The organism is Flavobacterium sp. DSR3-2, from assembly GCF_049896525.1.
Classification (GTDB): domain Bacteria; phylum Bacteroidota; class Bacteroidia; order Flavobacteriales; family Flavobacteriaceae; genus Flavobacterium.
The window spans coordinates 21,324-47,228 of record NZ_JAFCUM010000016.1 but is presented as its reverse complement, the minus strand read 5'-3'; the positions used below and the strand labels follow the sequence as shown (position 1 = coordinate 47,228).

The following is a 25,905-nucleotide window of genomic DNA, read 5'->3' as shown; positions in this document are numbered from 1 at the left end:
TATTTGTTTACTAATTCAAAATATAAGAAAAGCAAAATAATACAGTGCAAATTTTAAGCACGTTAAGACATACAGCAATTCCGTCAACAATTTTTTTTAACCCACTCATTAAATACTTAATTATTCTTTTGTTCAGCTGAGCGATTGTTTTAATTAACTAATTACAAAAGTGGTATTTTTTTTTCATAAGTTTTTATTAATGTTTGTAATGATTTACATTAAATAAATTTATGTTGTTTTACATGGCGTATTTGTAATTCTGCTGTAAGCAAATAAATCATGGAGCATGGTAAACCAGATAGCACAATTGGATTTAAGCAATTGTTTTTCAATTAAAATAGTGCAAGTGTTAAATAGGTGAAGCTTGGCAATGAATTTATTTAATCATATCCGGAACAGCTATTGGTAATTTGAATGCTGTAAAATATAAGTTCACTTATACAGTGTAAGTTCCAAAACTGATGTATACAAGCTTACATTAGTACTTAGAGCCGAAGTTTTGTATTTATGGCTTATACAATATTATTTCCTTTGACGCTCGTATGCAAAGAGTTCTGTCCTATTCGTATAAACTAGGCGCAACTTTTTCGATCTTTTCGTATTTTTTTGAATAGTCTTAAAATTTATTATTAGCAATCTACGTTGCAAAGTACTTAATCAAGCCTCTGATTTAAATGGATGTTTTCGTTGAAAATGAGAAGTGTAGAAGGTGATTTAAAAAAAAATAAAATTATAATTTAAAGTTCGTGAACGCATTGTTGCTGTGCAATGCAGTTTTTTCCTTTATATCAAATTTTAAGATTGTTTGGTAATAAAAAAGCGCTCCTTATCCAGGAACGCTTTTGAGAAATCTATTTTTCCACTTATTTTTTGTCCATCCATTTTCTGGCATTAACAAAAGCTTCATGCCAAGGTGAAACTTCATCATTTCTATTTTTTGGGTAATGTGCCCAGTTCCATTGGAACGTAGAACGCTCAATGTGCGGCATCATAACCAAATGACGCCCTGTTTTGTCGCAAAGCATGGCAACATGAAAATGAGAGCCGTTTGGATCAGCAGGGTAGCCTTCATAGGCATATTTAGAAACAATATTATAGTTTTCTTCGCCCATCGGCAAATTGAATTTACCCTCACCATGCGAAACCCAAACTCCAAGCGTGGTTCCTGCTAATGAAGAAAGCATCACCGAATTGTTTTCCTGCACTGTTACCGATGTAAAAATACTTTCGTGTTTATTACTTTCGTTGTGCAACATTTTTCCGTGAATTTCATGCTCCGGATTAATTACCTCCAATTCCATGAACAATTGGCAACCATTACAGATTCCAACAGATAAAGTGTCGTCTCTTTTAAAGAAATTATCTAAAGCTGTTTTTGCTTTTTCATTGTATAAAAATGCTCCGGCCCAACCTTTGGCAGAACCTAAAACATCAGAATTAGAGAATCCACCAACAGCTCCAATAAACTGAATGTCTTCCAAAGTTTCACGACCTGAAATCAAATCGGTCATGTGAACATCTTTCACATCAAAACCGGCTAAGTACATCGCGTTGGCCATTTCGCGTTCCGAATTACTTCCTTTTTCACGGATAATAGCTGCTTTAGGACGCGGTTTAGAATTGTCGATAACTGGTTTTTTTCCTGTAAAATGTGTTGGAAAAGTATACTGTAACGCTTGGTTTTTGTAATTGTCAAAACGTGCCTGTGCCATTCCGTTTTTCGATTGTTTTTGGTCTAATAAGAACGAAGTTTTGTACCAAACATCTCTGTATTTAGCGATGTCTAATGTATAAGGACCAAAATCTAAAGTCGCTTCACTTGTAGCTGTTCCTAATTTGTAATAAGAAACGTTATTGGCGTTTAATTTAGATTCCACTTCAGCATCCGATTTTGCTTGGAAAACAATTCCGATATTTTCAGCAAAAAGGTATTTGATGATGTCTTTTTCTTCGAAAACAGAGAAGTCTATTGTAGCTCCCAAATTAACATCGGCAAAACACATTTCCAATAAAGTAGTAATCAATCCACCACTTCCAATGTCGTGTCCTGCAAGAATATTGTTGTCTAAAATTAATTCTTGTATTGTATTGAACGCTCTTTTGAAAAATGCAGCGTCTTTAATCGTTGGTACTTCTTTTCCAATAGTATTCAACGTTTGCGCAAACGAAGAACCACCTACTTTAAAATCATCTTGTGACAAATTGATATAATAAATAGAACCGCCGTCTCTTTGTAAAACAGGTTCTACCACTTTTCTAATATCGGTACAATTTCCACCTGCTGAAATAATTACCGTTCCCGGTGCGATTACTTCTTCATTTGGATATTTCTGTTTCATTGAAAGTGAATCTTTTCCTGTTGGAATATTGATTCCCAATTCGATTGCAAAATATGAACAACCTTGAACTGCTGCATATAAACGCGCGTCTTCCCCTTCGTTTTTACAAGCCCACATCCAGTTGGCAGATAATGAAAGTCCATCTAAACCATCTTTTATTGGAGCCCAAACGATGTTAGACAATGCTTCTGCAATCGCAGTTCTGCTCCCGGCAACGGGATCAATCAATGCTGCAATAGGAGAGTGACCTATTGAAGTGGCAACTCCCTCTATTCCCTGGTAATCCAAGGCCATAACACCACAATTGTTCAATGGCAATTGTAAAGGTCCGGCGCATTGCTGTTTAGCCACTTTACCACCTACACAACGGTCCACTTTATTGGTCAACCAGTCTTTACAAGCCACTGCTTCCAGCTGAAGGACTTGCTCTAGATACGTCAAGATGTTTTTCTTGTCGTACACTAAATCTGTATAGTTTCTTTCGATTGTTTTGTCCGTCATGACCACTTTTGGAGAACTTCCAAAAAAGTCTTCCAAGGCAAAATCCATTGGTTTGGCACCAGTTGATTTTGATTGGAAAGTAAAACGGTGATCTCCAGTTACGTCTCCCACTTGATACATCGGAGAACGTTCTCGGTCGGCAATTTTTTGCAATAAATCAATGTTTTCTTTGCCAATAACTAATCCCATTCTTTCCTGAGATTCGTTACCAATGATTTCTTTTGCCGAAAGGGTAGGATCTCCCACAGGCAATTTGTCTAAATCAATTAATCCACCAGTATCTTCCACTAATTCTGAAAGACAGTTTAAATGTCCGCCAGCGCCGTGATCGTGAATAGAAACAATTGGATTGATATCGCTTTCTACCAAACCACGAATGGCATTGGCAGCACGTTTTTGCATTTCTGGGTTCGAACGTTGGATCGCGTTCAATTCAATTCCTGAACTGAAAGCGCCCGTATCTGCTGAAGAAACGGCAGCTCCACCCATCCCAATTCTATAATTTTCCCCACCAAGAATAACAATTTTATCCCCTGTTTGGGGTTTTTTCTTAATTGCTTGGTCTAATTTTCCGTAACCAATTCCACCCGCTTGCATAATTACTTTGTCGAAACCTAGTTTGCGAGCGTCTTCTTCGTGTTCGAAAGTCAGGATAGAACCTGTAATTAACGGTTGTCCAAATTTATTTCCAAAATCAGAAGCTCCGTTGGAAGCTTTGATCAAAATATCCATTGGGGTTTGATACAACCATTTTCTTTCGGTCATACCGTTTTCCCACGGTCTGTTTTCTTCTAAACGAGAATATGATGTCATGTAAACTGCTGTTCCCGCCATCGGTAAAGAACCTTGTCCACCTGCTAAACGATCCCGAATTTCTCCTCCAGAACCCGTTGCAGCTCCGTTGAAAGGCTCAACGGTTGTCGGGAAATTATGTGTCTCTGCTTTTAATGAAATAACCGAATCAAATTCTTTTATTTCGTAAAAATCAGGTTTATCAGCGCTTTTTGGAGCAAATTGTTGTACCCGAGGCCCTTTTACAAAAGCAACGTTGTCTTTGTAAGCCGAAACAATATTATTCGGATTTTCCTGTGATGTTTTTTTGATTAATTTGAATAAAGACGACTCTTTTTCTTCACCATCAATGATGAATTTTCCGTTGAATATTTTATGACGACAGTGCTCTGAATTGGCTTGTGAGAAACCAAAAATTTCTGAATCCGTTAATTTCCGTCCTAATTTAATTGCTAAATTATCCAAATATGCTACTTCTTCCGGACTTAAAGACAATCCTTCTTTTTTGTTGTAAGCAGCAATATCGTCGATATCCAAAATGGCTTCCGGAAGTACGTTAATAGTGAAAATATCTTGATTTAACTCAGCGTATTTTTGCGAAAGCATTGGATCAAAATCAGAAAAATCAGCTGTTGCTTTATGAAATTCTTCGATTCTAATAATACCGGAAATTCCCATGTTTTGGGTAATTTCCACAGCATTAGTGCTCCAGGGCGTTATCATTGTGGCGCGAGGACCAACAAAAAAATCCGTCAATACGGATTTTTCTATTTTATTTGAATCGGCAAAAAGCCAGTTAAGTTTTGAAATGTCTTGAGCCGAAATTTCGTTTTGCGTTTGTACTGCAAAAACAGTTTTGCTTTGGTTTTCAAAGAAATGGATCATTGTTGTGTAGTTTGTTGTATTGCGGTGCAAATTTAGTCAATTAAGATTAAATTTTGGGTATAAAAAAAGCGGCAAATTTGTCGCTTTCCCAATTATTTAATTATTGATTTCTTTATGACCGAATGCGCACCGATGCTAACTCGAACCAAGTACGTTCGTTTTACACTATTTGGTAAAGTAATTCCTAATTTGGTACTGTGTTCTACGCTGAAAATTTTCTGACCAATTATAGATTAAATTTCGAAAGCATATATTTTATTCGAATTGTTGATAGAGAAATTTCCATTGGATGGATTTGGATATAGGGCGATATCATTTATATTTAAAGCAATATTGGTTTTTGGCACGTTTTCGGCCATGCGACGTCCTAAATTGTTACACGTGTCAGAAGTGTAAGAATCCCACTGCGTTGTTTTATTAAAAGTAGTAGTTGGAGAAGTAACGGTAGATTTCGTTCTGATGGTTTGATCTGCTGCGAAGTTTGCCGTTCCGCCGTTAAAAGTTCCTGTGATATCAATTAAATCTCCGTTTTTGCGTAAACCTACAGCATCATTTCCATTAAAAGTCATTGCAGTTTCAGCTGTAAAAAGGTTTGCAGAGGATAAAGGATAATAAATGGAGGCCATTAAACTATTTACAATAGTGAATTTACTCCCGTTATTCAAAGTTCCTGTTAAATATAACCCTGGAATCCGATCGGAGGAATCGTTCGTTTGTTTTTGGATGCTATAAATTGATAAGTCGATCGCTGGGCCAGTTGCATTCGAAATTCCCAACGCTTTATCGTTTATGGAACCTTCAATAAATTCAGAAAACAACAAATCCGTTACAGTTGAACCGCCCACTGCAGAAGTTGTTAAATTTACTGTGTTACTTTCTAGAGGGATAGTTCCGGCGACAACTTTAGCTTTTATAATAAAAGAGAAGGAAGTACCCGTTGGGTGTAATTATTGAAAATTTCAATTAACTGTAAATAAAAAAATTGAACCACATAGAAACATAGAAAAAAGAGTTGGACAGCCCAATTTTTGGATTCGCATAGCAATGATTTTCTCTAAAAAAGTGAAACGCCTTAGATAATTTTAAAATCTATTTTTCTATGTGGTTAAAAAATTAAACAAATTTAATTACACTCAACGGTAAGGTGGTAGAACCAGTTAGTAAATTGATAGTTGTTGATGGAGTGATTACAGTTGTTTTTAAAGCACTGTTTACGTACACATAGTCTCCACTTACTCCAGTATTATCAATGGAGTCTTTCTAACGAATCGTAAATTATAATTTTTAGATTTTAGGCTCATTATGTGTAATTTTTTTTAAATCTGATGATGCCGGTCCATTTATCACATTACCTAATTTTGTGAAACGGGAGCCGTGCATTGGACAATCAAATGTTTTTTCATCGGCATTCCATTGCAGTATAGCACCTAAATGAGGACATACTGCAGAACAGGTATGAAGATTATTTTGTTCATCACGATAGGCCGTTATTTTTTTTAACCCTACTGAAATTATTCCTCCTTCTCCTGGTTTTAAATCGGTTACTTCCTTTATATCTTCCGGAACAATCCAGTCAGCAAATTGCGCAACCATGTTTCCAACCTCATGCAGGTAATCACCAGTTTTTTTTAGGCTAATGCGAGAGGGGCTATATATTTCAATCCAAGGATTTTCTTTTCCGGTAATTATATCGTTAATAATTATTCCCCCAAGTGTTCCATGCGTCATACCGTTACCGGAATCGCCCGTGATAATGTAAATGTTATCTTCCCCAGTATTTTTGCCAATGTATGCCAATGAATCAAGAGGTTCCATCACCTGACCTGACCATTTGAATTCAACAACTCCAGTTACAGGAAAATGTTTTTTTGTCCATTTTTCCAATTTCGCATAACGGTCTTCTTCGTTAATATTTTCGTCATCTGCCTGCCCCGTGCGATGGTCTTCACCACCGGCAATCAACAAGTCATAATGTTCGTCATATTCTTCTAAACGGACATAATGGTACGGTTTTACGATCCATTTTGAACTCATATCGCCAGTGTCCCACCATAATGCGTAAGGGAGTTTTCCTTTCAGAATTTTGATACCTATAACATAAGACCGATAAGGCCATTGTTTAGTATGCATCGTTATCCAGTCGTTAATTGGCGTGTTGGTTGCAACTACAATGTGATTTGCTTTTACTGTAAAACCGTTTGCAGTAGCGCCCTGATCCGTAATGTTTTCTGCTTTTGTTTGTGTATATATTTTTCCTCCTAAGCTTATCAAAGCTTCCGCCAAACCGGTAAGATAAAGCAGTATGTGGAATTGTGCTTGATTAGAAAATTTAATACACAAATTGCTATTTTCCGAAACTACAGATGGGATATAATTTAACATCTCTGTAGTTAGTCCTGCACGTTTTGTTGCTTCATATTCTTTTTCCAAAGTTTCTACTGTGTCAGAAGAACTTAAAAACAAATAACCATCCACTCTTTTAAAATGACAATCAATATTATGATCCTCTACAGTATTGGCTATCCATTCGATTGCAGCCATATGACTATTAGCTATTAATTTTGCAGATTTTACATCGAAATTTTCTTCCAATTCATAATACCGATCGTCAAGCGCACAAGTAAGATGAGCGGTAGTTCTTCCAGTTTCACCGCTTCCTATATATCCGTCTTCCACTAAAATTACTTTACGTCCCGACTTTGCAAGACAGTATGCAGTAGTAAGTCCTGCAATGCCGCCTCCTATCACTAAAATATCTGTATCAGTATTTTGGTTTAATTTCTCAAAAGTTAGCGTCTTTATATTGGAAGAAAACCAATATGAAAGATTAGTTCCAGAAGTTACAGTTCCATCTTCGAACTCGGATGTATGATTAGACGTTTCCATTTGTATTTATTTCGTTAAATTTTTACATTAAACAAAGATATTAATAACTGATAGTTAGAGTGTTATATAATTTAATAAATAAATTATAATATTCAAAATTTTGTTATAATTTAAATTATTTGGAGCGGTCGTGATAATTACTTATCGTTTGATTTATATTTAAAGTATCGAAAAATGCGTAGAAAAATGTATTTTAAAATTCACCAAAAAGTTTAAACCAAATTTTAATTGTTTAGAATATTTGGCATAAATAAAGTCGAAAAAAGGTTTACATGTGTAAAATGCAATCGCACAAAATTTACTGTTCTTTTGAAGAATTTTGCCAGAGAACGTAACGCGTGCCATTATATTGAAAGTCCAATTGGAAATACTATTTTTCACAGATTTCGATTTGGTTTATGAAAAGCATTTACAATTGTTTTTGAGAGGAGTGCAACCACAAAAGGTTTCTCGACGAAACAAACGAAAAAACAATTAAAAATCAGTAACACTTCGGCTACTAATTTCATTAAAAAAGTTACAATTAGTAAAGTAAGTAGTGTTCCACAGCCAATGATTTATCAGGTTTTTATCTATGAATTTGTTTTGGGTGGAAAAGAAGAGCGCAAGCAATAAAGAAGTAATGATTCAAAAAAAAGTTGTTGATAATTGCCGTTGAAACAAATCATACTGGCGAAATCAAAAAAACATATTTTAACCTACTTGAAGATTATTCATGCAAAGAATTACATAAAATATTTGATAAATATATTTCTAAATCCGCGACAATAAAAAGAGACAAATAGACTGGAAATAATCCGTTAAAAAAAGGGTTTATTTTGAAACAGATAATAAGTGACAAATAAAATCTTCAAAAGAATTAAATACTATAATTCATCAAGTAAAAATCTTGGTTGAGAAGTACTTTTTCTTGGGCTTATAAAAAGTATATTTAGACGGGTTTACTTACCGAATTGACAGGTCAATTTACAATTAAAACAGATGTGAATTACACATTAACAGAATGAAGAATACTCAAAAAGTTTTAGATCAATATATTACAATAAGTAAGTAAATGAACACTTTAAAACATTTTAAATACTGTATTCATAGTCTTATTTTAGATTATGATAAAAGAAAAGAAACCTAAAAGCGATTTTGAAATACAGAGTCAAGGCATCTTTTTTTTAAAATAAAAACAAATTTTTTTATAAATAGAACAAAAAAAAGCGGCAATTTGCCGCTTTTTGAATTAGTTGATTATTAATTTCTTAATGACTGAATTTGAATCCACAGTAACCCGAACTAAGTACGTTCCTTTCGCACTATTGGGCAGTGTAATTTCTGCTTTAGTGCTGTTTTTTTCTTCGAAAATCTTCTGACCGGTTATCGAATAAACTTCGATGGAGTATATTTTATTCGAATTGTTTATAGAAAAATTTCCATTGGATGGATTTGGATAGAGGGCGATATCATTTATATCCAAAGCAATACTGGTTTTTGGCGCGTTTTCGGCCATGCGGCTTCCTAAATTGTTACAGGTATCAGAAGTGTAAGAATCCCATTGGGTCGTTTTGTTGAAAGTAGTCGTTGGTGCTGTAACGGTAGATTTTCTTCGGATGGTTTGATCCGCAGCAAAGTTTGCCGTTCCACCGTTAAAAGTTCCAATGATATCAATTAAAATTCCGTTTTTGAATAAACCTAAAGCATCATTTCCATTAAAAGTCATTTCAGTTGCCGCTGTAGAAAGGTTTGCAGATGAGGTAGCATAACAACTGGACGCCATTAAATTATTTACAATAGTGAATTTACTTCCGTTATTCAAAGTTCCTGTTAGACTTAACCCTGTACTCCAGGCACCGGCACCGTTTGTTTGTTTTTTGACGGTATAAATCGATAAGTTGATCGCTGCGCCAGTTGCATTCGAAATTTCCAACGCTTTGTTGTTTGAGGAACCTTCAATATATTCTGAAAATAATAAATCGGTTGCAGTTGCACTGCTTGCTGCAGCAGTTGTCACATTTACCGTGTTACTTGCGCCAGAGATATTTCCTGCGGCATCTTTAGCTTTTACAAAGAAAGAGAAGGCAGTAGAAGCGGTTAGTCCAGTGATAGTTGTTGTTGTACTGGTTGCAGTTGTTTTTAAAGCACTGTTCATGTATATATTATAGCCACTCACTCCTGTATTATCAGTGGAAGCTGTCCAGCTTAATGTAACTGAATTTGATGTTGTTCCGCTAGCTACTAAATTTGCTGGAGTTGTAGGAACTTGTGCATCAGCGGTTGGGTTCCAAATGGATTGTACATATTCCGGATGGTCAATATATGGATTTCTATTGTTTTGGGAACTATATATAGCGTTATTGCGGGCAATTTCTCTTGTGCTAACCGGATCTTGATTGTGCCAAGTGATCAATAAGTTTAAAAATGAAGTGGTAAAAACTTGATTGCTAGTGCCATTGAACATCGCGTAAGAATAACCAGCAACAGTATTCTCATATCGTGTGGCAAAATAAAAGTACATTCGGGCAATATCACCTTTAAATTCATTGATAGGTTCGAAAATAGGTCCGGAATAACCAGCAGTTGTGCTGGATCCAAGTTTACTGCCGTTTCTGGAGGTCCACGTTGGAGAAGTCACTGGTCCGTGTGGGTAATTAGAACGTTGACCGTTTACTTTACCGTCTGTTGGTGTGATAAAATGGGCATCTGAAACCATCGGAGCCGCTGAACCAAAAATAGACTGCGGAATAATGTGTTCTCTATTATAGCAATCGCCTTCTACGCTGTAGGTGCCGCATCTTTGAGTGGTGCCGGCGGAATAATTGTAAGGATCTGTTCCTGATGGATTTTCAGAATACATGTCTAATATCGTAGCATCATTTTCATAGTAATAATCTCTGTCTGAGGTTTGATAAATAGTGTATAATCCTGAATACCCATTGTCTGTATGGCCTTTGATGATGTTGTACAATTGTGTTTTTAAGGTGTAACTAGTTCCGGTAGCGGTCGTGTAATAGCCACTTGGTATCTGGGCTATACTAACTGTAACGATGAGGAATAATAAGACTGAGTAGATTTTTTTCATAAATTAAAACTGTTTTAGGTTATTGGGGTTAGTTTCCGATTGTAAAACTTGATTTTCAAATTTTAAAATAGTGAAGACATGCAAATTTATAACTTTTTAAGTGGTTTATGTTAAGGAATTATCAAGATACTTGTGAATTTTTTAACATAATTAGTACCATTTTGTGCGGTCGTAATTCAATTTTTAGTTTTGCAATAAACTGTTTACTGACGTGACATATCGGCATTCAAAGTGATTTATTTTGGAAAAGCTTTGTTTTGGTACGCACCTAAATCCGGCGGGAAAGTTCTCGTTTTTCCTATAATATCCAAAGAAATTAAATACGCCGAATTCCCTTTTGCGAAAGCGGCAGAAGTTTCGTCAATATTAAATTTGTTTCTTGAAATATTGAAGAATTTGGGATCCTTGTTCAAAAGTATCGCATTGTAATGCGCCGTATCCGTATTGAATTGATAATCGGGATTTGTCGTGAATTGGTTGGCAACATTATCAAATTTAATCAGGCAATTGTTGAATTGGTATTCAAAAGCGGCTCCGGTTTTCTTGTTTAAACTCATTTCGTTTGAATAAGAACCATAAATAATGCAATTGTTAAATGTGGCTGCGGTTAAATTTTTCACTTCTGGAATTGCTCCCAAAATATAATTGCTCACTAAAACCGCCACTTGTTGCGAGCTGTTCCAGTTATTATTAAAGGTAGAATGTATAAATGAATAATTTCCTCCGTAAGTGCAGGCTAAACTGGCTAATCCTGCATTATTGATGACTATATTTTCTCCATTTATTTTTGCGGTCTGCGCCAAAATTCCGTAGTTGCTGCTGTTGTAAATTTGGGTATTTTTGACAGAAACTGTTGTGCCGTCATTGTTTTGAATCAATAAACCAATGGTAGCATTTTTAATGGTGAGATGATTAAAAGTATTATTGGTACTGCCATCAGTAAGCCAAATGGTTCCCCATTGTCCTGGCACATCCGAAAAATCCGGTTCTAAACGGTCGCCTTCAAATATAACTTCGTTTTCTAGTTTATCCGTTGTTGACAGAGTTCCATTAATATTTATGGAAGCATTATTGGCTACAATGAGTCCGGAATTTGCATGGAAATGAACTCGGGTTCCAGCTTCAAAAGTAGCTGTTTTGTTAGAAGGAACCGCTGCATAACCATAAATCACATACGGTTTATCATTGGTAAACTGCAATTCATTTCCATTTACAGGATCATTTTCATCAAGGTAAAATCCCTCAATTTTTTCGGTATCTAGTGGGAGTGTTTCAGTCGTTCCATCGGCAAAACGTTTTGGATACAAGAAAACAGCATCTTGAATCAGCGTGACCAATTCTACATTTTGAAGATTTTCGCCACTGTCAAACTGAATTTTATCGGTGTATAAAAAATCGTTTGGGTTAGCATCGGCGATATTAGCGGTAGTTTCAATGAAAATATATAAACTGTCTTTGGCTAAAAGATCCACATTATTGAAAATTTTGCCATTTGTCCCTTGCAATCCATCAACGGTAATTCTGTATTTTGAGTTTAATCCTTTTCCTAATTTTATACTTGGAATAGTGATGTCATTCTTGCTATTGTTGTACACTTTAAGTCGGTACGTGCTGGAACCAATATTAGAGAAAACGGTATCTAAATAAATAGTGTCTTTCGAAAATTTCAAATCGCCAGTACTTGTTACAGTCTCAAAATCGGAACGACAGGAAAAAATTGAAAGCATTATTCCAATAAAAAGTAGTAATGGGATAGGACGCATTTCGTTAGATTTTTTGTAAAAATAGGAAAAATCTATTTCGGAATTAGAATAACAATTGTAATTACTATTTTGTAACTTATCTTTTATTTAATTTTACATTTTAAAAGCCAATAACATGACATTCGACAAAGAAAAAATACTTCAATATTGCAATCACGTTTCTAAAAATACCTTAATGCAAACATTGAATATTGAATATACTGATGCAGGAGAAGATTTTTTAGTTGCCACAATGCCCGTGAATTCGTCCGTGCATCAACCAATGGGATTGTTGCATGGCGGGGCTTCAGTGGCTTTAGCAGAGAGTGTAGGCAGTGCCGCCTCAATGCTATATGTTAATTCCGAGCTAAGTGAAATTCGCGGCATCGAAATTTCAGCCAATCATTTGAAAGCAAAACGGGACGGAATTGTAACGGCAACCGCTACGATTGTTCACAAGGGACGAAGCATTCATCTTTGGGAAATACGAATTACTGATGAAAACAATAATTTAATCTCACTTTGTAAGTTGACAAACATGGTCTTGCCAAAAAGAAAAAACGGAGATAAGTAATGAAAGCAAATGAAGCTAAACCCAAAAAACAGTTTTGGGAAAATTTGACTACTGTAATTTTCTAAAAAATCAAGCAAATAATAACACTTAAAGTTTTAATGAAATTTATATTTTAATAAATTAAAGATGATTGATTTTTTTATAAAAGTAAAGCAACAAAAAGCTCAGAATTTACCTTTTGTATTGTACAGAAAACCAAATGATATTAAACTAGTAGGTTTTTTTCAGAACAATGACCATTTATATTTTGCTGAAAATTTTGAAGAAACAGGTTTTGTTTTTGCTCCTTTTGAAGGCAGTCAAAGAATACTAATGCCTAAAAATCAATCTGTAAAATGGGAAGAATTGATTACTTTTTTGGAAGAAAATCAAGACTCAAATTTTACAGATTCAGAAGATAGTCAAGCTAAAGAAAATTTTGAAAACCTTGTTCAAAAAGGGATTGATGCAATCGCAGAAGGAACTCTAAAAAAGGTGGTTGTATCAAGGAAAGAAACAGTTGATTTGTTAAATTTTGATTTAGTTTTAATTTTCGAAAAATTAATTCAAAGCTATCCAACTGCTTTTTGCTATTGTTGGTTTCATCCTAAAATAGGATTATGGATGGGCGCTACGCCAGAGCGATTATTGAAGTCCAATAATAATAATTTCGAAACAATGTCATTGGCTGGAACCCAAAAAATTCAAGGTGCGAAAGAAGTAGTTTGGGAGAAAAAGGAAGTGGAGGAACAACAGTTTGTAAGCGATTTTATTTTAAATAATCTTAAAGCTTTAACTTCAGAAGTTTCCGTTTCAAGCCCATACACAGCACAAGCGGGAACTTTAGCGCACATTAAAACAGATATTGAAGGGGTGATAAATGAGAATTCAAGTTTGAAACAAGTCGTTTCCGTTTTGCATCCAACGCCTGCCGTATGCGGATTGCCAAAAGAGTCTGCCAAAGATTTTATTATTGAAAATGAAGGCTACGATAGAGAATATTACACCGGTTTTTTAGGGGAATTAAACAAGCAAGGATATAATAATAAAGAATTAAAATCCGATTTGTTTGTCAATTTGCGATGCATGCAGATTAAAGACAATCAAGCACATTTGTATATGGGCTGTGGTATTACAAAGGACAGTATTCCTGAAAAAGAGTGGAAAGAAAGTGTCAATAAATCTGTCACAATGAAAAAAATATTGAATTTGGATTAATTAATCTTTGTTGCAGAAGCGACAAAATAAAGAGTTAAAGGTTGCCGTTTATGTGCGCCTTTAACCACTAAGTAAAAAAACATTAAATAAATTTTAGATGAAATTAGATATACTTGCTTTTGGTGCGCATCCTGATGATGTTGAATTGGGTTGTGCAGGAACCATTTTGAAAGAAATCTCTTTAGGAAAAACGGTTGGAATTATTGATTTGACCCGTGGAGAATTAGGAACTCGCGGTTCAGCTGAAATAAGAGATCAGGAAGCAAATGCTGCTGCAAAAATCCTTGGTGTTTCAGCGCGTGAAAATTTAGAAATGCGCGATGGTTTTTTTGTCAATGACGAAAAACACCAATTGGAAATTATAAAAATGATTCGCAAGTATCAACCGGAAATTGTTTTGTGCAATGCGATAGATGATCGTCATATCGATCATGCAAAGGGAAGCAAATTAGTTTCGAATGCCTGCTTCTTGTCTGGATTAATAAAGATTGAAACTTCATTGGAAGGAGAGCAGCAAAAGGCCTGGCGACCAAAATTAGTGTATCATTACATACAATGGAAAAACATAGAACCAGATTTCGTGGTTGATATTACTGGTTTCACCGATAAAAAAATTGAGTCGATTTTGGCTTACGGTTCACAGTTTTATGATGCAAATTCTAATGAACCGGAGTCACCAATTTCGAGTAAAAACTTCCTGGAAAGCCTGAATTACCGATCCAGAGATTTAGGAAGGCTCACCGGAGTAGATCATGCGGAAGGATTTACTGTAGAAAGATATTTGGCAGTCAATAGCTTAGGAGATTTAATGTAAATTTCATGTAATTTTACAAAAAAAATATTTGCAGAAGTAAACTTATGTCGTATATTTGCCACCGCTAAGCAAATGGTGGTTGTAGCTCAGTTGGTTAGAGCATCGGTTTGTGGTACCGAGGGTCGCGGGTTCGAGCCCCGTCTTCCACCCAGAAAGCAAAAGCTTCGAAGAAATTCGGGGCTTTTTTTGTGGGATAAAGTTTCGTGAAAGTATAGCAATTATTTTATTGGCGTGAATATTGTAAAAGGGATTGAAGACGGCATTGCACTTAAATATACTACTTACGATTTCACCAGTAACCCCGGTGCCGTTGTAGTTTTCCGGGCAGACATTCTTGTTTCGGGTCATAATAGTTGTTTTACATAAAACGTGTTTTCTTTTGTGTATCTTTGGGCACATTACGTAGTTAAATCAAACGAATATATACTTTCAAAATTTTAAATATTATTTACATAATTTAATGAAAAACGAGAAAATCAATACTAAAATTCTTAAAACCAATTACGTTCCGACTGCCGAATTTTATAGCCAAATAATAGATAGTTTACATGATTACTCGATTTTTACTCTTGACAATGACTTTATAATTAATAGCTGGAGTTCCGGTTCAACCAAAATATTTGGTTATGAGCCAGACCAAGTTATAGGACAGCATTTTGATATTATTTTTACTGATGAAGATATAAAAAATGGTATTCCGCAAACAGAAATTAAAGCGGCATTAATAGAGGGAAGAGCTACTGATAACAGGTGGCATATATGTAAGGACAGAAGTGAATTTTATGCTAATGGTTTGGTTTTTCCGCTTATTGGAATCGATGGTGAGATGTTAGGTTACGTAAAAATCCTGCGGGATTTGACTGAGAGAAAGAAATCTGAGGATGCCATAAAAAAATATATAAAAGAACTGGAAGATCTTAACTCGCACAAAGAGAACGTTCTTGCAATTGTTTCCCATGATTTAAGAAGTCCGTTGTCTGGAATTATTGGAACGGCAGAATATTTGAAAACAAACCTGGACCGATTAGAAACCACCAAGGCAAAAGAAATGCTTAATTTGCTTCACAAAACCGCGGTAGATGAATTAAACATGCTAGACAATCTAGTGGAATGGGCCAGAATAAAATATGCCTCGGAAGTATTTTCTCCGTCAAAAATTAATCTCTTTGATTATGTTCAAAAAGTTTTTAAATCTTTGAAGGAATCGGCATCTTTAAACAATATACATCTTATTAATGAAATTGAAGCTAATACCACTGTTTTTGCAGATGGGAAAATGCTTTTTTCTGTTTTTCAAAATATTGTTTCTAATGCTATTAAGCATTCGTTACCTGACGGGGAAATTATCATTTTGGCGAAAATTGAGGCTGAAATTGCCATAATTCAAATAAAAGATTCCGGAACGGGAATGTCTAAAGAGGTGCAAGAGAAACTTTTTACTCCCCAAATGAGTACGCTATCTAAAGCAAGGAAAGATAACAAAGGTGCCGGAATTGGACTTTTATTGGTCAAGGGATTTTTAGAGCGAAATGACGGTAAAATATGGGTTGAAAGCGTTGAAGGAAACGGGACTTCATTTTATTTTACATTGCCTATTGAGGAATCTTTGTATAAAATTGACAGCGCGGATAAAATAGAATTTGACGCGTAAGTTTAGTTTTATTAGTTTATAAAAAAAGAGCTTTGAATCACTTCAAAGCTCTTTTTTTATGGGTTATGCACAAGGGATAGCAGTGGAAATCCTTTATTGTCTCGTTTTTTAACGAGACAATAAAGATTGTAACGTATAGCCCGACCACGCTGTAACGTTAGTGAAAGCGCAGATGTGCCCAAATATTCAATCTATTTTTTGTCCACAATAGGTCTTTCGGCACGGTTTGCCAATTCCCAGGCGGTTACAAACGCAAATTGAGCTCTTTTAGTTAACGCATCGTACTCAATTTTGTCCGCGCTGTCCGTTGGTTTGTGGTAATCAGCATGAACTCCGTTGAAAAGGAATACAGATGGAACACCATTTTTAGCAAAGTTGTAGTGGTCCGAACGCTCATAAAAATGGTTTGGATCTTTAGGATCGTTGTATTTATAATCTAAATTAAGTTGCGTGTATTTAGTGTTTGCGATGGTGCAAATGTTGTGTAAATCAGTTGATAATCGGTTTGCGCCAATTACATAAACATAATTATTGCTGTCGGCGTGGGCTTCATCACGACGGCCTATCATATCAATATTGATGTCAGTAATGGTGTTTGCTAACGGAAACAACGGATTTTCAGAATAGTAACGGGAACCATGTAACCCGTGTTCCTCGCCGGTAACATGAAGAAAAAGGATAGAACGTTTTGGACCATGTCCTGCTTTTTTAGCCATTTGGAAGGCTTGCGCAATTTCTAACAATGCAACAGTCCCAGAACCATCATCATCGGCACCGTTATAAATTTCTCCGTTTTTTGTACCCACGTGATCGTAATGGGCTGAAACTACCACGACTTCATTTGGTTTTTCAGAACCTTCAATGTAAGCCCAAACGTTTTCTGAATCCGGTAAATTTTCATTGCGCTTAGCGTTCAGAAAAGCAGCCGGAATTTTTTGGTAGAAGTCAGAAGCTCCGGTAGGGAAGCTGATATCGTTTTTTTTATATTGATTGACAAGGTAAACGCCCGCTTTTTTCTGACCTGCTGAACCAGTTTCGCGGCCTTCCATTTCGTCTGAAGCTACGATGTACAGGTGTGTTTTTAGTTCTTCAGCGGTAATTGTATTCATGTAATTTGTTGGATCGACATGAGTGGTACTTACTTTTTGAGTAATACTTATTTTTTGAGTAGTACAGCTTATGGTTAATGCGACCATGAAAGCTAATAAAGGGATTTTTTTCATTTTTTAATGTAAATTAATAAAGGTGTAAATAACAAAGATTGATAATATGATAATAATCAGCACGAAGTTAATAAAAAATAACAAACTGCTTTTTAAGAAAGATATTAAGCGGGTTTCACCATAAAAACGATGATGCGCGGGATAGAAATAATATATCATCCATCCGATACCAATAAAATTAACCAGAAACTGAATTAGAGAAATGAAACTCGATTCTGAAATTGGTGTCAGTCCTTTGTTAATGAGGAACAGTAACAAAAAAATTAGTAGTAAAAAGGAAAAGTAATGTAAGGTAAAAATACCGTGATCAAAGTAATACCAGCGTTTTTTATTATGGAAAAGCCAAAGAAAAAAAGCAAATATTGGCATGAATACAAACAGAACTTTGGGTAAATTATGGGTGAAGGTGCGAACGAATTTTTCAATAATTTCGCTTTGTGTGTTTTTCTCTTTAACTAATTGGAATTTTTTAATTATCCAATAACTGAAATCAGATAGCTTTTCTGATTCCGGAGCATTTTTTTGGATAGAGTCCAGTTGTTCCACGGAGGCGTATCCAAAATTAAATAAGTGATCTTCTTCTTCTGAATCCGTTTGGTTCTTTTTAATGGAATCATTTTTAGATAACGTATCTTGAAATGATTTATTTTTAGTGGTAATGCTAGATTCCTTTTCGGCCGTATTATCGGGGGAATTGATCTCACTTGGGAAAATGGTAATCAATAAAAAAGTGATAAAGCTTATAAAGATATACAATCGAACTGGAGCCAAATAAGACAATCGTTTTCCCGAAAGGTATTCTTTAGTTAGTGCGGCAGGTTTGAATAAAAGATTTTTTATGGTGCGCCAAAAAGCGTTTTCATAATGTGTTAAATCCTCAAAAAAGTGAATAAAGAGATGGTAAAACGTCTTTCGGGTATCAGTGTTTTCTTGTCCACAATTTGGACAGAATTTATTTTCTACTACGTATCTGCAGTTAAGGCAGGTTTTGTCGTTTCGGATTTTACTTTTAGACATAAACAAACAGTATAAATTCCAGATTTTTTGTTACATTTTAATTTATAAATCTAACAAAAAAACCGAACTTATACTGTTTTTAAAAGCTTATATTTTCTGCATTATTTTAAAACTTCTTTTAGGAAAGAATTCATACGCTCCCACGAACGTTTAGCAGCTTTTTCGTTATAAGCGGCACCTTTTGAATTATCGTTTCCAGCTTCTATTTCAGTAAAGGCATGTACTGAATTCGCGTAATAAATCATTTCCCAATCTGCTTTACTATCTCTCATTTCTTTTTGAAATGCGGCTACTTCTGCAGCTGGAACATACGTGTCATCTGCGCCGTGTAATACTAAAATCTCTGCAGTTATTGGATTGTTTATTCGGGAAGTATCACGACCTAAACCTCCGTGAAAAGAAACTGCACCTTGAATTTTCATTCCTGCTCTCGCTGCTTCAAGTGCTCCTGTTCCCCCAAAACAGTATCCAATCACTACAATATTGTCTGGGTTAGCACCCGATTTCACTAACTGATCCAAAGCCAATTGTATGCGTAGTTGATAATTCGTTATATTACTTTTGTAAAAACCAGCTTGTTTGGCAGCCTCTTGTGTGTTAGTAGGGTAGTTTCCTTCACCATAGATATCTGCCACAAACGCATAGTAGCCCATTTTTGACAGTTTTTCTGCTGATTGTTTGGAATGCGTATCGATTCCTTTCCAAGCGGGAATGATTAAAATTCCGGGTTTGGTTTTGCTTCCTTTTTTGGGACCAATTGAAAGTCCATTTAATTTTTGATTTCCATCCGTGTATTTTACGGCTTTTAATTGTGCAAATGCACTACTGGAAAATAATAATAACCCTAAAAAGGTAAAGAAAATATTTTTCATATTGTATTTTTTATTTTTACAAATGTCTCAATTAATTTGTCCTAAAATTAAGACTTTGATTTTTTTATCTTATGACAGTATTTTTAATTCTTATTATCAAGAGTATAGCAATTATTCTCCCGGATGGTAGGTCTTTTCGGCATTTTTTTGCACGTCTTCTTTATAGAATAATATGTTTTTAAATTGTCCTTTTTGGTACATTTCAGCCTGATCGTAAAAATGTTTTGATTTTAAATCACCGCTGTTTCCGCCTGCCAGTAAAGACTTAGCTTTTATTTTAGATCCAAATTCGACTGCGCACACAAAACTGTTGCCGTTAGTTCCGTAGCGTTTTTTAGTATTTTTTTGATAGTTGCTTTTAAAAGCGGGTAAACTTCCCCAAAGCGCCGGTCCGTATCCGATAGGTAAACTTTCCAAAGCATCGTCATAAACCATTGTTATTTCACCGGAAGTTCTCTGGAAACGGTTGATTTCTCCCCAAGGAATTTGCCAAGTTCCAAATTTAATTTTTAATTCGTTTACCACCATTTGCAGTTGTGGAATCAATTGATTTGGAAAAGCATTTTTCGCAAAATTACGGGTGTTCTCTACTTGGTCCAATTCTCCTTCATTAGTATATACTTTTTGAATAATTGGATCTAATTTATAAGCCCATTCCACAGCTAAGGTTGTTGCGACAGAATTTTCCCTGCTGTAATAATCCCAATTTTTCAAAAGGGTTATCGGTTCTAATAGTGCTGCGTAAAGCGGATCTGCGGCAGTGATATTTTTCTCAAAACTGGAAATCAACGATGGAATTAAAAATTCGAAAGCCGTCAGTTTCGTGTCGTAACCATCAGTAATTACTTTGTCTAACGTATACTGATTGCCTTTACTCAATAATCGAACAGCATTTAGTCCTCTAAAACTTTCTCCGTCCGGGGCCATGTACGGTAAGTAGTTTTCTTCTTTTGGACTGTTATCACCCGCCACGGTATATGGTGTAGAGTTGCAGTTTTGCAGCCAGCCGTTTATGGGATTGTAGGAATGAACCGTTTCTGAAACTTCGTGTAAGCCTTTCCATTGTGTTGCTGGTGTTGTGCCGTCCATCACTTTTGACCAATTAAGTTTTTTGTCCCGAATTGGGACAAAATTCCCATGCCAGTATGCAATATTTCCTTCTTTATCGGCATAAACGGTGTTGTTTGAGGTATTGGCTTTCAAATCCATTGCCTTTTTGTAATCTTCAAAACTTTGCGATTTAGTTCTCACCCAACTTTGTTCGAGTCCTTTCATCGAACGATTATTCGATTTTAAGCTTATCCATTTTCCGCCTCTTTTGGCCATGATTGGACCGTGATTGGTATAATAGGTATTGAATGTTTTGGGAATGAGTTTCCCGTTTTCCAGATACTTGATAATTATTTTTTTTTCGATAACTGGAACTAATTTGTTGTCGTATTCGTAAAATAGTTTGTTGTTATTAGTCACTATTTTCTCAGCATACATATCCGCAACATCCACATTTGACGAGGTATGCATCCAACCGCAATTTTCGTTAAATCCTTGGTAAATGAAAAATTGCCCCCAAGTCACTGCTCCGTAGGCGTTCAATCCCTCTTCGCTACTCATTTGTATTTCTGGTCTAAAATAAAAAGTGGTATGCGGATTAATGTATAAAATTGCATTTCCAGACGCCGTTTTTGATGGAGCAATCGCAAATCCGTTAGAACCTGTTTGCACATCTTTTTCACGTTCTATGTACGACACTTTATCGGTGTTTCCAGAATAAAAAGCTTTCAATTCACCGGTAGAAAGATCAGCGGTGCTGATGGCTCCAATACTTCCATCGGTCCAAAGTAACGGAAACCAAGGTTCAAAATGAGTCAATAAAGCGGGTTTTACTTCGGGGTGATTGTGTAGGTAAAAGTTGATTCCGTCCGCGTAACTGTTTAATAATTTTTTCAACCAAGGAGCTGCTTTTTTATAATCGGCTTTGGCTTCTTCGGTGTCAATCAAAAGTTTTATTTCCAAATCATTATATAAAACCGACTGTCCTTTGATTTCTGAAAGGCGTCCCAGTTTTTCGATATAATTCATTTCTACCCGTTTGAAATCATCTTCACATTGCGCGTACAGCATTCCAAAAACTGCATCTGCATCGGTTTTGCCATATACATGCGCAATTCCCCAGTTGTCTCTGATAATTGTTACTTTTTGCGATAGTTTTTTTAGTCTTTCTATTTCTTGATTTGATATCTTTTGTGCAAACATGGAAAAACTAAAACAAATAACTAAAATTGTTAATGGCAAATCATTCTTGTAATATTTCATTTTATTGAATTTTAAATTTTTGACCTTCAGTGTAAACAGCCATTTCAAGGCTTTTGATACTTACTAAATTTTCTTTTTTAGATTTGGCGATTCCTTTTGGTTTTTTAACGACAATAACTTCGCTTGAGCCAACAATTTCGATTTCTTTATTACGAACAATCAAGGCGGTACTTTCGTCAACGCCAATTCCGATATGAGTTGGAAATTCAACTAAAGCAGACAGTAAGCGATTATATCGGCTTCTTTTTAGAAAATGCTGATCGATAATTACGTTTTTGACAAGTCCCAAGCCTGTAGTTGTTTCCAAATTGTCATATCGAATATTGTTAAAAGTTTCGCTATATTTGGATTCTAATTTTTGATTTCCTGTAATCATGTGTTCACACATAACTGCTGCTCCTGCACTTGTTCCGGCAATTGTACTTCCATTTTCGTACGCGCGGTGAATTGCTATATATATAGGAGTGTTTTTCACTACGTTCATGAAGCGAGATTGATCGCCTCCGCTGATGAAAATTAGTTTGGCATTTTGCAACGAATCGTTCAATACTTTATTTGTAGCTGTTGTTTTGTCGAAATTCAGCATAATAATTGGATTCGTGGTCAGTTTTTCGAATTGTTTTTTGAAATAAATGTAAGCACTGTCCGGTTCCTCGCTCGACATTGGTAACACGACAATATAATCGTTTTTTTGCAATTCAGATAGGTTTACTAATTGTGTCATCATTGCATCAGAACGTTGTCCTCCTCCAATGATGAATAATTTTCCCTTCAATTTTTGAGCTTGCAAAGTTCCAAAAGATAGAAATAAAAGCGTGCCAATAACAAATTTAAAATAGAGTAGGGAGTGAGTCGGTTCCTTCATGAATTATTTTTTGGAGATTAAGTCGGCATTTGAATAATAATTAGAGAGAAACGTTTCTTTTAAAAGCGCAGCCCAATTCAATTATGGAATCGGTTTTGGCAATACCGGGAATATTGTCTATTTTTTCGTACAGGACTTTTCGCATGTGTTCGTGATCTTTGGCTATGATTTTTATGTAAAGGGTAAAAGATCCGGTAATATAGTAACATTCTGTTATTTCCGGAATTTTTTTCAGTTCTTCAATAATTCTATCAGAGTCCTGATCTTTATTTAACGTAATTCCCGTAAAAGATCCCCAATCATACCCCACTTTTTTTTCATTGATTACTGGTTTTATCCCTGTAAGTATTCCTTGTTCCATCAATCTGTGGATGCGTTGATGCACCATGGTATTTGATATTTTTAGATTGGCTGCAATGGCTGAATATGCCATTCTTCCATCTTTTTCTAATTCTTTAATAATATTGATATCAAATTCGTCTACTATGTCCATGTTGGTTTAATTATAAATAATGCTCTTGTGTTTGTATAAAAGTACTTATTTTTATTTAATTCGGAATATGTCTTTAAATTGGTTCTAGAATTCTTAAATGACTTATTTTAATCTAAATTAAATAAATATTTTTACATAAGATCTTTTTAAAAGTCAAAATATTTATTTTATTGGTAAATTAAAAAAAAACAGTAATTTTGTTTTTTCAAATAGTAAATTCGAAATATCATGACACATACAGAGCAAAACCTGTCTTCAAAATCTGAAGCGTTGATAGCAAAAGAGAATCAATACGGTGCGCACAATTACCATCCATTACCTGTGGTTTTAGAAAAAGGCGAAGGCGTTTATGTCTGGGATGTCGATGGAAAGAAATATTTTGATTTTCTATCAGCATATTCTGCCGTTAATCAAGGGCATTGTCATCCGAAAATTGTTGGTGCTATGATAAAACAAGCACAAACATTGACCTTGACTTCACGTGCTTTTCATAATGATCAATTAGGACCTTTTGAAGAATATGTAACCAAGTATTTTGATTTTGATAAAGTATTGCCAATGAATACTGGTGCAGAAGCTGTGGAAACCGCTTTGAAATTATGTCGAAAATGGGCGTATGAGGTAAAAGGAATTCCTGAAAATCAAGCACAAATTATCGTTTGTGAAAACAATTTCCACGGAAGAACAACTACTATCATTTCATTTTCGAATGATGAAAATGCACGTAAAAGCTTTGGACCATTCACAGAAGGATTTATTAAAATCCCATACGATGATGTTGAAGCATTGGAGGACGTATTGAAATCAACTTCAAATATTGCAGGATTTTTAGTCGAGCCTATTCAAGGTGAAGCTGGAGTTTATGTTCCTTCTGAAGGATATTTAGCAAAAACGAAAGCGCTTTGTGAGGCACATAATGTTTTATTTATTGCAGATGAAGTACAAACGGGAATCGCGAGAACCGGAAGATTATTGGCAACTTGTGGAAATTGTGAATGCAAAAAAGGTTGTGAAAACAATCCGGAAGTAAAACCGGATATTCTTATTTTAGGTAAAGCTATTTCAGGTGGTGTTTACCCAGTTTCAGCAGTTTTAGCGAATGATCATATTATGAACGTAATTAAGCCGGGACAACACGGATCTACTTTTGGAGGAAATCCTATTGCTGCTGCTGTTGCCATTGCAGCGCTTGAAGTGGTAAAAGAGGAAAATTTGGCGCAAAATGCCGCTTACTTAGGTGAAGTTTTAAGAACTGGACTTAACGAGATCGCTTCCAGAAATCCTTTAATTACATTGGTTAGAGGAAAAGGCTTATTGAATGCCATCGTTATCAACAGTGATGAAGAATCCGATTTAGCTTGGGATATTTGTATGAAATTTAGAGATTATGGGTTATTGGCAAAGCCAACACACGGAAACAAAATTAGATTTGCTCCGCCATTAGTAATTACGGAATCTCAAATACACGAATGTTTGGCTATTATTGAAAGAGCTTTAAACGATTTCAGATAATGGGAAAAACGATAAAATTAATAAAGAACCGATCTGATATTGGTGCAGGTACACGAGGATCTGATTTAGGGATTGATGCTATCGAGATTGCAGCAATTAATAAAAACAGTGATTATTTTAATCAATTTGAGTTTGAAGATGTCAAAACGCACAACGAATCAATATATGATAAAAATCGAAGTTCTTCAGCTAAAAGAATTGAGCACGTTGTAGAGCAATGCACCAGAGTTTGTAATGCGGTAAAGAAAAATATTGAAGGGAATTATTTTCCAATTGTATTATCGGGAGATCATTCTTCGGCATTAGGAACGTTAAGCGGAATCAAAGCGGCGTATCCTGAGCAAAATATTGGCGTATTTTGGATTGATGCGCATGCCGATTTGCATTCGCCTTACACTTCACCATCTGGAAATGTTCATGGAATGCCATTGTCTGCTGCCCTTGGCGATGATAATTTGAGTTGTCAGAATAACGAAGTTCCCTCTGAAACACAACAGCATTGGGAGGATATGAAAAATATTGGCTTTAAAGGACCAAAAGTTTTGGCTGAAAATCTGATTTATTTTGGTGTGCGTGATACTGAAGAAGAGGAGGACAAGCAAATTGAAAAATTGCATATCAAAAATTATAAAGTTGATGAATTAAGGTATCGAGGTTTGCAGAAATGTGTCGCTGAAGCGTTGTCTAAATTATCGCACTGTGAGGTATTATATATTTCTTTTGATGTGGATTCCATGGATTGTGATATGATTTCTTGTGGAACAGGAACGCCGGTTCCTAAAGGTTTTGATCAATATGAAATTATAGCAATCATCAATCAGATTATCCAAACCAAAAAAGTGGTTTGTATCGAATTTGTGGAGGTTAATCCATTATTGGACACCAAAGGAAATAAAATGGCAGAAACTGCATTTGAAGTTTTAGAGGCCATAACTTCAGAACTTGTTAATCCTGTTGAATAGTTTTTTTAGAATACTGGATAAAACGATGAGTGAGAAAGATTTGATTATTTTCTAGCTTCAAAGTCAAATTACTTCTTTAAAATTTGATAACAATGCTATTTTGAATGATACATAAATACTGTTTCCTGAATTGAAAATATTGCTACTGCGAATCATGTCTTTAATGAAGATAAGAATACTAAAAAAGTGATTACTGTAGT

The 25,905-nt window shown here is 35.2% G+C and carries 17 protein-coding genes and 1 tRNA gene; 7 read left to right on the top strand and 11 right to left on the bottom strand.

Annotation, left to right across the window (positions count from 1 at the left end):
• Window positions 1-863: 863 nt before the first annotated feature.
• From purL to ACP7AV_RS15660, 5 genes are all read right to left on the bottom strand, one after another.
• Window positions 864-4,517, bottom strand: coding sequence for a phosphoribosylformylglycinamidine synthase (gene purL / locus ACP7AV_RS15680; protein ID WP_426092747.1), 3,654 nt, complete (start codon window positions 4,515-4,517; stop codon window positions 864-866).
• A gap of 233 nt (window positions 4,518-4,750) precedes the next feature.
• Complete coding sequence (locus tag ACP7AV_RS15675; RefSeq protein WP_426092746.1) at window positions 4,751-5,362, bottom strand: hypothetical protein; 612 nt, start codon at window positions 5,360-5,362, stop codon at window positions 4,751-4,753.
• A gap of 439 nt (window positions 5,363-5,801) precedes the next feature.
• Window positions 5,802-7,403, bottom strand: a complete 1,602-nt coding sequence (locus ACP7AV_RS15670) for an FAD-dependent oxidoreductase (protein WP_426092745.1) — start codon at window positions 7,401-7,403, stop codon at window positions 5,802-5,804.
• 1,231 nt (window positions 7,404-8,634) lie between these two features.
• Window positions 8,635-10,470, bottom strand: coding sequence for an endonuclease (locus ACP7AV_RS15665; RefSeq protein ID WP_426092744.1), 1,836 nt, complete (start codon window positions 10,468-10,470; stop codon window positions 8,635-8,637).
• A gap of 236 nt (window positions 10,471-10,706) precedes the next feature.
• The gene (locus ACP7AV_RS15660) at window positions 10,707-12,233 is read right to left on the bottom strand and encodes a hypothetical protein (RefSeq protein WP_426092743.1); all 1,527 of its coding nucleotides are present in this window, start codon (window positions 12,231-12,233) and stop codon (window positions 10,707-10,709) included.
• 115 nt (window positions 12,234-12,348) lie between these two features.
• On the opposite strand from ACP7AV_RS15660, the gene ACP7AV_RS15655 reads away from it, so the two are divergent.
• The 5 genes from ACP7AV_RS15655 (at window position 12,349) to ACP7AV_RS15635 (ending at window position 16,448) form a co-directional block, all read left to right on the top strand.
• The gene (locus ACP7AV_RS15655) at window positions 12,349-12,786 is read left to right on the top strand and encodes a PaaI family thioesterase (RefSeq protein WP_426065291.1); all 438 of its coding nucleotides are present in this window, start codon (window positions 12,349-12,351) and stop codon (window positions 12,784-12,786) included.
• A gap of 126 nt (window positions 12,787-12,912) precedes the next feature.
• Entirely contained in the window at window positions 12,913-13,983 is a 1,071-nt protein-coding gene (locus tag ACP7AV_RS15650; protein ID WP_426092742.1) for an isochorismate synthase, read from the top strand.
• Window positions 13,984-14,080: 97 nt separating this feature from the next.
• Window positions 14,081-14,797: a bacillithiol biosynthesis deacetylase BshB1 gene (gene bshB1 / locus ACP7AV_RS15645; protein WP_426092741.1), complete on the top strand. Its 717-nt coding sequence runs from the start codon at window positions 14,081-14,083 to the stop codon at window positions 14,795-14,797.
• A gap of 74 nt (window positions 14,798-14,871) precedes the next feature.
• A tRNA-His gene (locus ACP7AV_RS15640) sits at window positions 14,872-14,947 on the top strand.
• A 310-nt stretch (window positions 14,948-15,257) separates the two neighbouring features.
• Complete coding sequence (locus tag ACP7AV_RS15635; protein WP_426065295.1) at window positions 15,258-16,448, top strand: PAS domain-containing sensor histidine kinase; 1,191 nt, start codon at window positions 15,258-15,260, stop codon at window positions 16,446-16,448.
• Window positions 16,449-16,639: 191 nt separating this feature from the next.
• Here ACP7AV_RS15635 and ACP7AV_RS15630 read toward each other — a convergent pair whose 3' ends face one another.
• The 6 genes from ACP7AV_RS15630 to ACP7AV_RS15605 form a co-directional block, all read right to left on the bottom strand.
• Window positions 16,640-17,671 (bottom strand): M28 family metallopeptidase, encoded by a 1,032-nt coding sequence (locus ACP7AV_RS15630; protein ID WP_426092740.1) that lies wholly within the window; start codon window positions 17,669-17,671, stop codon window positions 16,640-16,642.
• 3 nt (window positions 17,672-17,674) lie between these two features.
• Entirely contained in the window at window positions 17,675-18,688 is a 1,014-nt protein-coding gene (locus tag ACP7AV_RS15625; RefSeq protein ID WP_426092739.1) for a DUF3667 domain-containing protein, read from the bottom strand.
• A gap of 101 nt (window positions 18,689-18,789) precedes the next feature.
• Window positions 18,790-19,560 carry a dienelactone hydrolase family protein gene (locus tag ACP7AV_RS15620; RefSeq protein WP_426092738.1) on the bottom strand — a complete coding sequence of 257 codons (771 nt, stop codon included), beginning with the start codon at window positions 19,558-19,560 and terminating at the stop codon, window positions 18,790-18,792.
• Window positions 19,561-19,671: 111 nt separating this feature from the next.
• Window positions 19,672-21,873 carry a penicillin acylase family protein gene (locus ACP7AV_RS15615; RefSeq protein WP_426092737.1) on the bottom strand — a complete coding sequence of 734 codons (2,202 nt, stop codon included), beginning with the start codon at window positions 21,871-21,873 and terminating at the stop codon, window positions 19,672-19,674.
• Window position 21,874: 1 nt separating this feature from the next.
• The gene (locus ACP7AV_RS15610; protein WP_426092736.1) at window positions 21,875-22,738 is read right to left on the bottom strand and encodes a cyanophycinase; all 864 of its coding nucleotides are present in this window, start codon (window positions 22,736-22,738) and stop codon (window positions 21,875-21,877) included.
• 40 nt (window positions 22,739-22,778) lie between these two features.
• Window positions 22,779-23,231 carry an Lrp/AsnC family transcriptional regulator gene (locus tag ACP7AV_RS15605; protein ID WP_426065303.1) on the bottom strand — a complete coding sequence of 151 codons (453 nt, stop codon included), beginning with the start codon at window positions 23,229-23,231 and terminating at the stop codon, window positions 22,779-22,781.
• A 228-nt stretch (window positions 23,232-23,459) separates the two neighbouring features.
• Between ACP7AV_RS15605 and rocD the strand changes: the two genes are divergently transcribed.
• Window positions 23,460-24,743 carry an ornithine--oxo-acid transaminase gene (gene rocD, locus ACP7AV_RS15600; protein ID WP_426092735.1) on the top strand — a complete coding sequence of 428 codons (1,284 nt, stop codon included), beginning with the start codon at window positions 23,460-23,462 and terminating at the stop codon, window positions 24,741-24,743.
• Window positions 24,743-25,705, top strand: a complete 963-nt coding sequence (locus ACP7AV_RS15595; RefSeq protein WP_426092734.1) for an arginase — start codon at window positions 24,743-24,745, stop codon at window positions 25,703-25,705. The genes rocD and ACP7AV_RS15595 overlap by 1 nt, the downstream gene beginning before the upstream one ends.
• The last annotated feature ends 200 nt before the right edge of the window (window positions 25,706-25,905 follow it).